This is a genomic window from Rhodococcus sp. EPR-134 (assembly GCF_001647205.1).
Taxonomy (GTDB): domain Bacteria; phylum Actinomycetota; class Actinomycetes; order Mycobacteriales; family Mycobacteriaceae; genus Rhodococcus_F; species Rhodococcus_F qingshengii.
Map to the genome: position 1 here is coordinate 1 of NZ_LVCT01000195.1, position 13,262 is coordinate 13,262.

Below are 13,262 nucleotides of genomic sequence, written 5' to 3' on the forward strand. Positions count from 1 at the left end.
TCGACCTGTTCACCGTTGACTCGAAGTCGCGGAAGCCAGGTCGACAGAGTCCCTTCCGTGAAGTCGTCACGACTGAATATGTAGTAGTCGCCGTTCGGATAGACCGGGACACGCCACTCCGCAAGCTCCTTCGCAGCAGCATGTGCCTCCGTGTCGAAGGTGTAGCCCGGATGCTGCCAATCCAGAACGACGAAGTTGGGATCGTCGTTCCATTCGGTGACAAAACAGCGCAGCGCTTCGGCGTGGATCGCATCCACGCGAGCGGCCCACGCCCCTGGAGTCGCAGCTGGCGCCGCACCCGAATCGAAGACCGCGGACGGCGTCGGCTCAGCGATATCTTCGTGGCAACCACTCCATGGTGGTTGATCGGTGTGCATTGTGTGACACCTTCGAACACGCCGTATGCGGATACGCGGTAACGGATACTTCAGAACGGTGTGTCCGGATCAGTGGAGAAGTCATCGTCGCAGTACAGCGCGTTTCGGCGACCAGGAATCCGTCAACCGGGTCAGGCGTGCCGGGATCGCCGAACCGGACCAATTCCTTGTGAGATCGCTAGGGTGGAAAACGAACCTACATCGGGAGGCTTGAAACATGCTGGTACGTCGAATTGCTCGTCCACTGCTTTCCACGATCTTCATCGCCGGGGGAATCGATGCTTTGCGCAACCCTGCTCAGCGAGCAGCCAAAGCGTCACCGCTGATCGACAAATCCGTCGAGACGCTGCCAGGAGCAGTGACGCAGAAGGTGCCTGCTGATCCGGAAACACTCGTCAAGATCAACGCCGCCGTCCAGATCGGTGGCGGTGCGCTGCTGGCCACCGGCAAGGCGCCGCGGCTCGCGTCGTTGGTGCTCGCGGGGAGCCTGGTACCGACCACGCTTGCCGGTCACGACTTCTGGAACGAAACCGATCCGTCACTGCGAGCGATGCAGCGCACAAACTTCATCAAGAACGTCAGTTTGCTCGGCGGACTGATGATCGCCTCCGTCGACACCGAGGGCAAGCCGTCGCTCGGCTGGCGCGGCCGTCGCGCCGCGAAGAAGGCCCAGGCGTCTATCGCCGCAGCACTTCCTTTGGTCGCATCGCAGACCGATCACACGAGCGATCGCGTCGAGCATGCTCTGTCGGTGGCGTCCGAACGCGGTTCCGAGCTTGCCGAAACCGCGAAGGCACACGGCACGGATTGGCTCGAACTTGCGAAGGAGCGCAGCTCCGAGTTTGCGGAGATCGCGAGCAAGCGAGCCGCGGAATTCGGAGAGGTCGCCAAGGAACGCGGCCCGGACATCCTCGAAGTCGCGCAGAAGCGCGGCTCCGAACTGGCCGAAACCGCACGCGAGCGCAGCGCCGAACTGGCAGAGCTGGCGAGCAAGCGCAGCTCTGAGTTCGCCGAACTCGCCCTCGAGAAGAGCAACGAGTGGGCCGAAACGGCGTCGGAGCAGACCGAGGTGCTGGGTAAGCGTGCCCGAAAGCGCGCCGAGAAGGCGCTCGAAAAGGCTCGCGCCAAGAAGGACGAATTGACGCACTGAGTGCACCGAAAACACGGTCAGGCCACCTTCGGGTGGCCTGACCTGTATCTATGCGGCAGTTCATCTGGGGGAACTAGACTGTCTTGGCGCTTTTGCAGCGCGTGAATTTCTCATCAAGCCTAGGAGATCCTTTGCCCGACGCGGACCCGTCACTGAACGAGCAAGAGCTCGAGCAGCAGTACGTGACGATGTTGTACTCCCGTCTCGACGATCTTCGAAAGTATGCCCAAACTCGCTTGAGCACGGTGCTCCTCGAGACCGGCGGAACCCCGCAAGCACGCAGTGAACGCGAATCCTTCAATGCCATGTACACCGAGGATCTCGCCAAGTACGACGCAGCCGAGAACGGAATGTGTTTCGGACGCATCGACTTCGACGACGAGCGACGCTACGTCGGCCGACTCGGAATTCTGGACACCGACAACGACTACGAAACGCTACTGCTCGACTGGCGAGCTCCGATGGCACGCCCGTTCTATCTGGCGACGCCCGCGGCACCTGAGGGCGTCAAGCGACGACGCCATATCCGCAGTCGGAGCCGAACAGTCACCGGAATCAACGACGAATACCTGGACCTCGACGCTGCCCGAGCCGCCGGCGTGGTGACCGAAGCCGGCGGCGTCGCCGGTGAGAGCGCTCTCCTGGACGCTCTGAACGCAGCGCGTACGGGTCAGATGAACGACATCGTCGAGACCATTCAGAGTGAGCAGGATGCCATCATCCGCTCCGAGCACAAGAGCGTTTTGGTCGTCCAGGGCGGTCCGGGTACCGGCAAAACCGCAGTCGCCCTTCACCGTGCCGCCTTCTTGCTCTACACCTACCGCCAGCAACTGGCCAAGGCCGGTGTTCTTATCATCGGGCCGAACGCGACGTTCCTCGACTACATCAGCCAGGTCCTTCCTTCACTCGGTGAGACCGGAGTTCTACTCTCGACGATCGGGGACCTGTACCCCGGAGTGCGTGCGACTCGTACGGATTCCCTCGCCGCCGGTGAGATCAAGGGTTCCCTCGCGATCCTCGACGTGCTCAAGAACGCCGTCCGGGATCGGCAGGAAGTTCCGTCGAAGCCGATAACCCTTCGATTCGACACGTACGACTTGAAACTGGATCGCAAGACTGTCACGAAGGCGCGCGGGCGTGCTCGGTCGTCGCGTCGCCCACACAACCTGGCGCGCCCGATCTTCGTGGCAGCAGTCATCGAGGCGTTGGCACTGCAGATGGCCGAACTCATCGGCGGAAACCTCGTCGACGGTGGGTCACTCCTCAGTCGGGACGACATCGCCGACATTCGCGACGAGATGCGTGAGGACCCTGACATCATGTCCGCCATCGGAAAGCTGTGGCCCGAATTGTCGCCGCAGCAAATCCTCGCGGAACTGTGGACGTCGCCGGCGAGGTTGGCCAAGGCAGCGCCGCAACTCGACGACGCCCAACGCGACGAGCTTCTGCAGAGCGTCGGACCGGGTTTCAGTGCGGCCGATGCTCCCCTGCTCGACGAACTGGCCGAGATTCTCGGCGTCGACGACGCCGCCGAACGCGAACGCGCACAACGTGAATGGCGCGCGCAGATCGCCGACGCCCAGGGCGCCCTCGACATCCTCACCGGGTCTGCACCACAGGATCTCGAAGACGAGATGGATCCCGAGATCTTGATGGCGTACGACTTGATCGACGCCAGCCAACTCGCCCAACGCCACGATCAGGGCCAGCGCCAGACCACGGCAGAACGCGCTGCCGGCGACCGAACCTGGACCTACGGTCACGTGATCGTCGACGAAGCCCAAGAGCTCTCCGAAATGGCGTGGCGAATGCTGATGCGGCGCATACCGAATCGCTGGATGACGTTGGTCGGCGATACAGCTCAGACCGGTGATCCCGCGGGAACTTCGTCCTGGCAGAAGATTCTCGAGCCTTACGTCGCCAAGCGCTGGAAGCTCACCGAACTGACCGTCAACTACCGAACTCCCTCGGAGATCATGGATGTCGCGCACCGTGTGCTCGAAGAGATCGACCCGGAGCAATCCGTGCCCCGGTCGGTACGCGACAGCGGATTCGCGCCGTGGGCGCTCAAGACCACGGCCGAAGAATTGGAATCGACCGTGCGCCGTTGCATCGAGTCCGAGTCGCATCCCGGTATCACCGCAGTGATCGCCGGTTCCGAGGTCGTTGCCGATCTGGCGGGCATTGCGAGTGACACCGTAAGCGTCCTGTCCGTCAAGGACGTCAAGGGACTCGAGTTCGACACAGTGTTGATCGTCGAACCTGCCGACATTCTCGACGAGTCACCACGCGGAACGAACGACCTCTACGTCGCATTGACCCGCGCTACCCAGAGGCTCGGCATCATTCACGTCGAGTCGCTCCCCTCGGTTCTCGACGGCGTCGAAGCAGCAGAGTTGGCCTTCGATTCGTGAGCATCACGGAGTAGGTTCGTGCGTGACACCACGAATGGTGGTGTCACTCCAATTTGTGTCGACGACTGAAGGAATGACCCCTCGTGCTTGGCCTGCCCTCAAGTTCCGCCGCACCCATCCGCAAGATCGCTCGCGTGGTGATCGGCGTCGGGATGCTTGCGGCGGTGACAGCCGGTTGCTCAGAGGATGATTCGAGTTCGACGGCTGCTGCAGGCAGCGACGACATCGCTGCTGTTGCTGCCGCACCGACCGAAAAACCGGTAGACGAGGCAGAACGGCTGCGGGCGGCGCTCGCGTCTACCGGGGTCACGCCCGCCTTTTCCGACGACATGTTGCAGGCGCTCGGTGACGGCGTCTGCCAGCAGCTCGCGGCCGGAACGGATCGAGCGATGATCATCGCGAATCTGCGGGCGGTATCGCTGAACGGAGCAAGCGAACCAATGGTCACCTCCGGAAACGGCTCGGCCGCATCGACAACACCCCCCAGCGCCGATCAGCTGGCTGAAGTGTTCGTCGATGCGGCCGAGGCCGACTACTGCCGGTAGTTCAGCGAACGGTGTGCACGATCAGGACATCGGACGTCGCCTTGCGTGCGGCATCGGAAGGCACCGATCCGAGTAGACGCCCGGTCAACGTGTTCAATCCGCGATTTCCGACGACCAGCAAGTCGCCCTTCACCTCGTCGAGCAAAGCGAGAAGCGATTCGACGGGAGCGCCGACGACGGCGCGCTCGACAACATCCTTTGCCCCCTGGGCATGTGCGCGCTCACGAGCGGTGCGAAGGATCTCGTAGGTCGGAGCGGAACCGGTGACCTGGTAGGCCTCGTTACCCAACGCATCAGCGGCAGCGCTCACGTCCTTGGGATCAGCCGGGTAGTACGCACACGCGATGACGAGCTGAGCGTCCGAGCCACTGGCAATGGCGGCAGCTCTGTCGACTGCCTTCAGTGACGACTCGGAGCCATCGGTTCCTACGACAACGGTCCGGTAGGCACTCATTCATTCCTCCATGGTTACGGGACGGACGGTACGGCCGGCACCGGGCGCAACGCTGTTGCGCCCGCTCGACAACCGCTGCGCTGACATTAGCGGGATTGTGCCGCGGATAGTGTTATTTGCAGTACACGCCACAAGCCCACAGTGAATGTGATTCTTCGTCACAGACACATTTGTTCGGTGGTGACCACTCAGCGAAGTTTGCCAAAGCGGGGCCCGAACAGCGCCGCCGGAAATACTTCCTGCTCGACCAGGGCGGTACGCCACGGCGTCGCCAATTCCAGCAACCGCTTGGCACCCTCCTCACCCAGCGCATCCCACGGAGCCAAAGCGAGGTCGTCCGTCAGGTCTTCGACGACGTCACGCAAGTCCTGCCCGTCCTCGGTCAGCGCACCGGACGAACGATCGAGCAGTTCGCGGTCCTTCAAACTCTCGACGGCCTCGTCCCACTGTTCCTGCGACCATCCGCGACGAGTCTGCGCGAATTTGCGCTGAAACCCGATTCCCGTCGCGGTGTGCGTGATCAACGCGTCCAGGCCGTTCAATCCCGCGGTCTGAAGGGCCGCAATGTGGCCGTCACCGCGATACTCACGCAGCAGTGTCAGCGCGTGCCAGAAACGCAGGTGCGGCTCGGCCGGCCAGTCGAGCGACGCCCAACCCGCGTACAGAGGGCGGCCGTCCACTCCAGGAATGTTCTGGGCAGCGATCGACACGAGTTCGGCGGCCTCGGCCATGTCCGCCGATCCTGTCACGTCTGCACCGAACAGGCGGACGTACGCCGCGTCGATTGCCCGATACCGCGCGGCGACAACCTCTGTGGGCCTTGCCAATTCCCAGGCACGTGGGATGACACTGGCGATCAATTCAGGATTGAAGTTGAAGAAGGTGGCCGTGACGACAGTCGCGGGTGGAGCGCCGAGCGGAGCTGATCGCCCGGCAAAGTACACCATTCGGCCAGGCTCCAACCCGACGCCGACAAGTTCCTTCTCCGTCTCCGGGACGAAGTACGCCAAGGAATGGAGAAGTTCGAGAGTCCGCGCGGTCTTGCCTGCAGTCTGTGCATCCATACCTGAAACCGTAGCGGTCGAAAGCACGAACGCACGCGAGGCGACCTACTTGAGACCCGCGGCGTCCATTCCTCGAAGCTCCTTCTTCAAATCCGAGATTTCGTCTCGCAATCGCCCAGCCAACTCGAACTGAAGGTCACGTGCAGCGTTCATCATCTGATCGGTGAGTTCCTTGACCAGATCTGCCAATTCGGCCCGAGGCATCGATTTGGTGTCGCGCCCCTCGTACACACCCGCACTGACCGCACGACCGGCCTCACCCTGCGCACGCCGACCACGCGTCGCATTGCGACCCGAACCACCGACGTCCACGGACGCCGCAGTGTCCTCTGCCTCCTCGTACACCTGATCGAGAATGTCCGCGATCTTCTTGCGTAGAGGTTGTGGGTCGACGCCCATCTTCTCGTTGTAGGCGACCTGCTTCTCGCGTCGTCGCTCGGTTTCCTCGATGGCCTGCGCCATGGAAGCGGTGATCTTGTCCGCATACATGTGCACTTGACCGGATACATTTCGAGCCGCTCGGCCGATCGTCTGAATGAGGCTGGTGGAGCTACGTAGGAAACCTTCTTTGTCGGCATCGAGAATCGCGACCAGCGACACCTCGGGAAGGTCGAGTCCCTCACGCAGGAGGTTGATGCCGACCAGCACGTCGTACTCCCCCAGGCGGAGCTGACGGAGCAACTCGACTCGCCGGAGCGTATCGATATCCGAGTGCAGGTAACGGACGCGAATACCGAGTTCGAGCAGGTAATCGGTCAGATCTTCCGACATCTTCTTGGTCAACGTCGTGACCAGCACACGCTCGTCACGTTCCGCTCGCTCGCGGATTTCGTGAACGAGATCGTCGATCTGTCCCTTGGTGGGTTTGACGATGACCTCGGGATCGATCAATCCGGTCGGGCGGATCACCTGCTCGACGAACTCACCGCCGGACTGACCCAACTCGTACTTACCTGGTGTCGCCGACAAGTAGACGGTCTGACCGATCCGCTGACTGAATTCTTCCCAAGTCAGAGGGCGGTTGTCTGTTGCCGACGGTAGCCGGAATCCGAACTCGACCAGGTTTCGCTTGCGCGACATATCGCCCTCGTACATGGCGCCGATCTGAGGAACCGTCACGTGCGACTCGTCGATGACCAGAAGGAAATCTTCCGGGAAGTAGTCGATCAAGGTTGCGGGGGCAGTTCCAGGGCCACGGCCGTCGATGTGGCGCGAGTAGTTCTCGATGCCGGAGCAGAATCCGACCTGTTTGATCATCTCGAGGTCGTACTGCGTACGCATGCGTAGACGCTGAGCCTCGAGGAGCTTGCCCTTGCCTTCGAGCTCGGCGAGTCGCTCTTCGAGTTCCGCCTCGATGTCCTTGGCGGCACGCTCCATGCGTTCAGGGCCGGCGACGTAGTGCGTCGCCGGGAAGATACGAACCGTGTCGACCTGGCGAACGATGTCACCAGTCAGTGGATGGAGGTAGTACAGTGCCTCGATCTCGTCACCGAAGAATTCGATGCGGACCGCCAGCTCTTCGTACGACGGAATGATCTCGACCGTGTCGCCGCGCACGCGGAACGAACCTCGCGTGAACGCCATGTCGTTGCGGTTGTACTGAACGTCGACGAGCAGACGCAGGAATGCATCCCGCGGCACCTCCACACCGACGTCCAGCTGAATCGAGCGATCGAGGTACGACTGCGGTGTACCGAGGCCGTAGATGCACGACACCGATGCCACCACGACCACGTCCCGTCGTGACAGAAGGCTGGACGTCGCCGAGTGGCGCAGCCGCTCGACATCGTCGTTGACGGACGAATCCTTCTCGATGTAGGTGTCCGTCTGGGCGATGTACGCCTCGGGTTGGTAGTAGTCGTAGTACGAGACGAAGTACTCGACCGCGTTGTTGGGTAGCATTTCCCGAAGCTCGTTCGCGAGCTGAGCCGCCAAAGTCTTGTTCGGAGCCATCACCAGAGCCGGGCGCTGCAGCTTCTCGATCAACCACGCAGTCGTGGCCGACTTGCCGGTACCGGTCGCACCGAGGAGGACTACGTCCTTCTCCCCCTCGTTGATCCGTTTCTCCAGCTCGGCGATAGCTGCCGGCTGATCGCCTGCCGGTTCGTACGGGCTGACGACCTCGAAGCGCGCGTCTGAGCGCTCGATGTCACCAACCGGCCGAAACTCGGAATGTGCGACCACGGGATGTTCGGAAGCAAACGCCATGAAACCAGGGTAAGCGCACCTACCGACACAATGCCCGCTCGTCCGCGTTCAGCCGAAAATGCAGTTCGGCGGTAGGTTCTTCGACCATGAGCGAGGAACGTCCCCACATTCACCGGCCGAAGGTCGAAACCTTCGACATCGCCGCTCGCACCAACGTCGATCCCAAGGGCTTCGTTCGCCCGGTCGAGCACTACCGCGAAGAACCGTGGGGGCTGTACATGGCGCGCCACGCCGACCATCCCCGGTTTCACTACCTGGAGTCCTGGATCATTCCCGAACTCGGAATTCGGGCGTCGATCCTGCACTTCACCCCGGAACACATCCGAGACTGGGATTTCTATGTCGACATCGGCGACTTCATCCGCGGCGACCAGGTCTGGACGTCCGAGGACCACTACCTCGACCTGATCGTGCAGACCGGACGCAGCGTCGAATTGCTCGACGTCGACGAATTGCTCGAGGCGAACACCGCCGGGATTCTCGACCCGAAGACGTCAGAGCGTGCGATGCTGAACGCGGCCCGCGCTATCGAGGGCATCGCCGCCCACGGTCACGATCTCGACGCCTGGCTCACCTCGGTGGGCATGCCGGTCACGTGGCGCTGAGTGGTTAGAGGGACCAGCCTGATTTCTCGGCCCACTCCCATGCCCGGTGGAAAGCGGCGTCGAACCACGGCGTCTTGACTCCCAGGTAGGCATCGATCGCAGCGGCGTAGTCGTCGATGCCGGCGGCACTCTCGGCTGCCTTGACCTTGAGTTCGGCATATTCGGCACGCGCCGCTGCGTCGGCGCGAAGCCAGTCACGGAAGAGGATCGCGAACTGCTGACCCGGCCAACCATCCACCCGAATGTGGATGTTCGCGCGGCGCCCTGGATCGGCGCTTCCGTGAATTCGCTTCGCCCACACCGCCGGATCGGTCTCGCCACCGAGGTACGACGGTTTCGGGTCGTCGGCGACGATGTGCTCGATCCGGGGGAACCCGGCAGCGGCCAGATCTTCCGCGAGGTCGTCGGCAACGCCGAGGTGCTCGACAGTGATCTGAATGTCGATCACGTCCTTGGCATCGAGACCAGGCACTGCGGTCGATCCGATGTGATCGATACGGCGCGCACGGTCACCGGACGCCAACGACAACCGGCCGATGATTCGTTCGGCCTGCGCCGGCCACGACGGGTCGGCTGGAGTCAGCTCGGGCAGTGCGCGCACTACCGTGCCCTCGCGGAGGTTCTTCTCGAAGGGAACAAGTCGATTCGCCCACAAGTCGCGGACCACGTCGTCGAGTGAACCCGGCTCTCCGCTGTTGTCGAGCCACACGTCGGCAACAGCACGACGCTGATCGTCATTTGCCTGCGCTGCGATGCGCGCACGAGCGTCGGATTCAGGCATGCCGCGCGAGCCCACCAAGCGCCGAACTCGTTCCTCCTCGTCGACGTAAACGATGACGACCAGATTGAATGCCGGCGCCATCGAACCCTCGACCAACAGCGGAATATCTTGAACGAGCACTGCATCCGACGGCGCAGACGAAATCTGCTCCATCGTCCGCGCACCGATCAGTGGGTGGAGGATGCCGTTGAGAGTTCCGCGTGACGTGTCGTCGGCAAACGCCAACGACGCTAGCGCGGGTCGGTTGAGGCTGCCGTCCTCGGACAGAATCCCGTCGCCGAATGCATCGACCAGAGCGGCAAGTCCCGGAGTACCGGGCTCGACCACTTCTCGGGCGATCAGGTCGGCGTCGACGATGACGGCTCCCAGTTCGCTGAGGATTTTCGACACTGTCGACTTACCGGCTCCGATGCCTCCAGTGAGGCCAACTCTCAACACACTCGACAGTCTCTCATCTCCGCGCCCGAGAGATTCAGACACGCCTACTGATCGAACACGCCGGGGCGTTCGAGGCTCAAATACCACAATTTCGGTGACCGTGCGGTTATGTTCTAGCGAACGCACCTGTACCTGCACCTTCTCGAGAAAGTGGACGCCATGCGAGCAGATCGCGACCATCACGGTCAGCACCGCCTCGGAATGCCGAACGGCGTGCACTGCATAGAGTTTCCCGAAGTTGCTTTTGCCCTGGCAGAGCACCGTCGTACGTGGTTCACGATGCTCGTGAGCCAAGGCCGACACAGCTTCGCGTCGATGCGTAAGCGCACAGCCGAAGCGACCGCCACCTACTGGGTGCCTGCTCCCGCAAACTGAGTTCTCTTCACGAAGTACAAAATGACCGGCAACCCTTCGGTGCCGGTCATTTTTGTGTTCACTCACTGAATTGATTCTTCGCTCGCAAGTGACACCTGGCAGAGAGAAGAACCCCGCCCCTGCACGTGCAGGGGCGGGGTTCTTCACAGATCTCGCCTGATCAGATCAAGCGGTAATCCTTATGCGTTGCCCGACAGCTTCTCGCGAAGTGCGGCGAGCTGTGCATCGCTGGCAAGCGATCCGCCAGCGGACTCGGCCGGAGCGGAGCCGGCAGCAGCCGGAGCCTCGGCGTCGTCTGCAGCAGCCGTCTCCGAGGAGTAGCCGGCAGCAGCGGTGGCAGCCTCAGCGGCCTCGTCTGCAGCGGTCTTCTCCATCTGAGCGGTGTGCATCTTGTGGCGACGCTCAGCCTCGGCGTAGCGGTTCTCCCACTCTTCACGCTGCTTGTCGAAGCCCTCGAGCCATTCGTTGGTCTCGGGATCGAAGCCCTCGGGGAAGATGTAGTTGCCCTGCTCGTCGTACGAGTCGGCCATGCCGTACTTGGACGGATCGAACTCGGCGTTGTAATCCTCGTTGGCCTGCTTCAGCGACAGCGAGATACGACGACGCTCGAGGTCGATGTCGATGACCTTGACGAGTGCATCGTCGCCGACGCCGACAACCTGGTCCGGAACCTCGACGTGGCGCTCAGCGAGCTCCGAGATGTGAACGAGGCCTTCGATTCCCTCTTCGACGCGCACGAATGCACCGAACGGAACCAGCTTCGTGACCTTGCCGGGCACGATCTGGCCGATGGCGTGCGTGCGGGCGAACTGACGCCACGGATCTTCCTGCGTTGCCTTGAGCGACAGGGAGACGCGCTCGCGGTCCAGGTCGACGTCGAGAACCTCGACGGTGACCTCGGTGCCGACCTCGACAACCTCGGACGGGTGATCGATGTGCTTCCAAGACAGCTCGGAAACGTGAACCAGACCGTCTACGCCGCCCAGGTCCACGAATGCACCGAAGTTGACGATGGAGGACACGACGCCCTTGCGGACCTGGCCCTTCTGGAGCTGGTGCAGGAATTCGCTGCGAACCTCGGACTGAGTCTGCTCGAGCCATGCGCGGCGCGACAGGACCACGTTGTTGCGGTTCTTGTCGAGCTCGATGATCTTGGCCTCGATCTCCTTGCCGACGTACGGCTGGAGGTCGCGGACGCGACGCATTTCGACGAGCGAAGCGGGGAGGAAGCCACGAAGACCGATGTCAAGGATGAGGCCGCCCTTGACGACCTCGATGACGGTGCCCTTGACGGCCTCGTCCTTCTCCTTGAGCTCCTCGATGGTGCCCCAGGCACGCTCGTACTGAGCGCGCTTCTTCGACAGGATCAGTCGACCTTCTTTGTCCTCCTTGGTGAGGACGAGAGCCTCGACCGCATCTCCCACGGAGACGACCTCATTGGGGTCGACGTCGTGCTTGATGGAGAGCTCACGAGAAGGGATGACGCCTTCGGTCTTGTAACCGATGTCGAGCAGAACCTCGTCGCGGTCGACCTTGACGATGGTTCCTTCGACGATGTCGCCATCGTTGAAGTACTTGATCGTGGCATCGATGGCGGCGAGGAAGTCCTCGGCGGAGCCAATGTCGTTAATGGCAACCTGCGGCGAGGTGACGGTTGTGGAGGGCATATGTTGAATTGCTCCGGACGAGTTGTGGTCGGTTGATGGATTTTGTCGGACGAGATGCGCAACTGTGGCGTACAAATGTTGGAAGTACTTTGTGAAGTACTAGATCGAAGTACCCAGCTGCATCAATAACGAACAACCGAATACCGGATCACATTCCACACCGCGGAAGCGCACCGCGAGCTCCCTCGGTCCGACTGATTCCGAGACCTTGGTAAAGATCTCGTATAGACAATCGGTCGGATGACAGACACTCGCGTGAGTAAGACTACGCGTCGGCTATCTTGCCGGGCAAACCCGGGTACCCTGCGCCCGCATCACCCGTTCTACTGTGTTGTTCATGTCTGACGAGCGCCATGCCGCTGCCAATTCCATTCTCGGTACCAGCGGCGTCGGCCGAGTCCGTGTCGATTCGAGTGCCAGCGACCGCGCCAGCCGTGCGTGGTGGGACGCCGACGCCGACGATTACCACCGAACCCACGGCGAGTTTCTGGGCGTGAACAGCGCGGAAGGTGAATTCGTCTGGTGCCCCGAAGGGCTGCACGAGGGCGATCACCACTTGCTCGGCGACATAGTCGACAAAGACATATTGGAAGTGGGTTGCGGCTCGGCACCGTGTGCCCGATGGCTCGCCGGACATGGTGCTCGGGCCGTCGGTCTCGACATCTCGATGGGGATGCTCGCCCGCGGGCAGGACGCGATGAATGCCGGCGGACCGGCAGTCCCGTTGATTCAGGCAAGTGCGGAACTCCTGCCGTTTGCCGACGGGAGTTTCGACATCGTCTGTTCCGCGTTCGGCGCCGTCCCGTTCGTTGCCGATTCGCAGCGAGTGATGAACGAAGTCGCCCGGGTTCTGCGTCCCGGCGGATCGTGGGTCTTTGCCGTCAACCATCCGATTCGATGGATCTTCCCCGACGATCCCGGGCCGAAGGGCTTGACCGCGACCCTCCCCTACTTCGACCGCACCCCGTATGTCGAGGTCGATGACAACGGAGTCCCCACCTACGTCGAGCATCACCGCACCATCGGCGACCGGGTTCGTGAGATCGTCGCCGCCGGACTTCAGGTGCGCGACATCATCGAGCCCGAATGGCCGGAGTGGTTGGACCGCGAATGGGGACAGTGGAGTCCCCTGCGCGGCCAACTCTTTCCGGGCACTGCAATTTTCAGCGCCGTCAAACCCTGAC

12 protein-coding genes are annotated in these 13,262 nt (G+C 62.0%); 6 read left to right on the forward strand and 6 right to left on the reverse strand.

The features are described from left to right. A partial coding sequence (locus A2J01_RS08790) for a DUF2716 domain-containing protein (protein ID WP_231915743.1) occupies positions 1–377 on the reverse strand: 377 nt, incomplete at its 3' end. A gap of 217 nt (positions 378–594) precedes the next feature. Between A2J01_RS08790 and A2J01_RS08795 the strand changes: the two genes are divergently transcribed. The 3 genes from A2J01_RS08795 to A2J01_RS08805 all read left to right on the forward strand — a co-directional run bounded on the left by A2J01_RS08795 (position 595) and on the right by A2J01_RS08805 (position 4,486). Further along, complete coding sequence (locus A2J01_RS08795; protein WP_003944048.1) at positions 595–1,527, forward strand: DoxX family protein; 933 nt, start codon at positions 595–597, stop codon at positions 1,525–1,527. Positions 1,528–1,658: 131 nt separating this feature from the next. Further along, positions 1,659–3,941, forward strand: a complete 2,283-nt coding sequence (locus A2J01_RS08800) for a HelD family protein (protein WP_064074470.1) — start codon at positions 1,659–1,661, stop codon at positions 3,939–3,941. Between the two features lie 83 nt (positions 3,942–4,024). Beyond that, positions 4,025–4,486, forward strand: coding sequence for a DUF732 domain-containing protein (locus A2J01_RS08805; RefSeq protein ID WP_064112538.1), 462 nt, complete (start codon positions 4,025–4,027; stop codon positions 4,484–4,486). Between the two features lies 1 nt (position 4,487). Here the strand turns inward: A2J01_RS08805 and A2J01_RS08810 are convergent, their stop codons facing one another. The 3 genes from A2J01_RS08810 to uvrB all read right to left on the reverse strand — a co-directional run bounded on the left by A2J01_RS08810 (position 4,488) and on the right by uvrB (position 8,212). Next, complete coding sequence (locus tag A2J01_RS08810) at positions 4,488–4,940, reverse strand: universal stress protein (RefSeq protein WP_003944055.1); 453 nt, start codon at positions 4,938–4,940, stop codon at positions 4,488–4,490. A 188-nt stretch (positions 4,941–5,128) separates the two neighbouring features. Beyond that, positions 5,129–6,004, reverse strand: coding sequence for an SCO6745 family protein (locus A2J01_RS08815; protein ID WP_007728746.1), 876 nt, complete (start codon positions 6,002–6,004; stop codon positions 5,129–5,131). 45 nt (positions 6,005–6,049) lie between these two features. After that, the gene (gene uvrB, locus A2J01_RS08820) at positions 6,050–8,212 is read right to left on the reverse strand and encodes an excinuclease ABC subunit UvrB (RefSeq protein ID WP_007728743.1); all 2,163 of its coding nucleotides are present in this window, start codon (positions 8,210–8,212) and stop codon (positions 6,050–6,052) included. An 86-nt stretch (positions 8,213–8,298) separates the two neighbouring features. On the opposite strand from uvrB, the gene A2J01_RS08825 reads away from it, so the two are divergent. Then, positions 8,299–8,817, forward strand: a complete 519-nt coding sequence (locus A2J01_RS08825; RefSeq protein WP_003944071.1) for a DUF402 domain-containing protein — start codon at positions 8,299–8,301, stop codon at positions 8,815–8,817. Between the two features lie 4 nt (positions 8,818–8,821). Here A2J01_RS08825 and coaE read toward each other — a convergent pair whose 3' ends face one another. Next, positions 8,822–10,036, reverse strand: a complete 1,215-nt coding sequence (coaE, locus tag A2J01_RS08830) for a dephospho-CoA kinase (protein ID WP_047272286.1) — start codon at positions 10,034–10,036, stop codon at positions 8,822–8,824. A 159-nt stretch (positions 10,037–10,195) separates the two neighbouring features. On the opposite strand from coaE, the gene A2J01_RS35025 reads away from it, so the two are divergent. Beyond that, positions 10,196–10,411, forward strand: a complete 216-nt coding sequence (locus tag A2J01_RS35025) for a hypothetical protein (protein ID WP_003944056.1) — start codon at positions 10,196–10,198, stop codon at positions 10,409–10,411. 179 nt (positions 10,412–10,590) lie between these two features. Here A2J01_RS35025 and rpsA read toward each other — a convergent pair whose 3' ends face one another. Next, on the reverse strand, positions 10,591–12,078 hold the full coding sequence (gene rpsA, locus A2J01_RS08835; protein ID WP_003944095.1) for a 30S ribosomal protein S1: 1,488 nt from the start codon (positions 12,076–12,078) through the stop codon (positions 10,591–10,593). A gap of 337 nt (positions 12,079–12,415) precedes the next feature. On the opposite strand from rpsA, the gene A2J01_RS08840 reads away from it, so the two are divergent. Then, positions 12,416–13,261: a class I SAM-dependent methyltransferase gene (locus A2J01_RS08840; RefSeq protein WP_064112545.1), complete on the forward strand. Its 846-nt coding sequence runs from the start codon at positions 12,416–12,418 to the stop codon at positions 13,259–13,261. Position 13,262 lies beyond the last annotated feature (1 nt).

What these genes read in the sequence shown, in the direction of transcription:
- A2J01_RS08815 (WP_007728746.1), bottom strand. Translation starts at nt 6,004, where the DNA reads ATGGATGCACAGACTGCAGGCAAGACCGCGCGGACTCTCGAACTTCTC.
- rpsA (WP_003944095.1), bottom strand. Translation starts at nt 12,078, where the DNA reads ATGCCCTCCACAACCGTCACCTCGCCGCAGGTTGCCATTAACGACATT.
- A2J01_RS08795 (WP_003944048.1), top strand. Translation starts at nt 595, where the DNA reads ATGCTGGTACGTCGAATTGCTCGTCCACTGCTTTCCACGATCTTCATC.
- A2J01_RS08825 (WP_003944071.1), top strand. Translation starts at nt 8,299, where the DNA reads ATGAGCGAGGAACGTCCCCACATTCACCGGCCGAAGGTCGAAACCTTC.
- A2J01_RS08840 (WP_064112545.1), top strand. Translation starts at nt 12,416, where the DNA reads ATGTCTGACGAGCGCCATGCCGCTGCCAATTCCATTCTCGGTACCAGC.
- A2J01_RS35025 (WP_003944056.1), top strand. Translation starts at nt 10,196, where the DNA reads ATGCGAGCAGATCGCGACCATCACGGTCAGCACCGCCTCGGAATGCCG.
- uvrB (WP_007728743.1), bottom strand. Translation starts at nt 8,212, where the DNA reads ATGGCGTTTGCTTCCGAACATCCCGTGGTCGCACATTCCGAGTTTCGG.
- A2J01_RS08810 (WP_003944055.1), bottom strand. Translation starts at nt 4,940, where the DNA reads ATGAGTGCCTACCGGACCGTTGTCGTAGGAACCGATGGCTCCGAGTCG.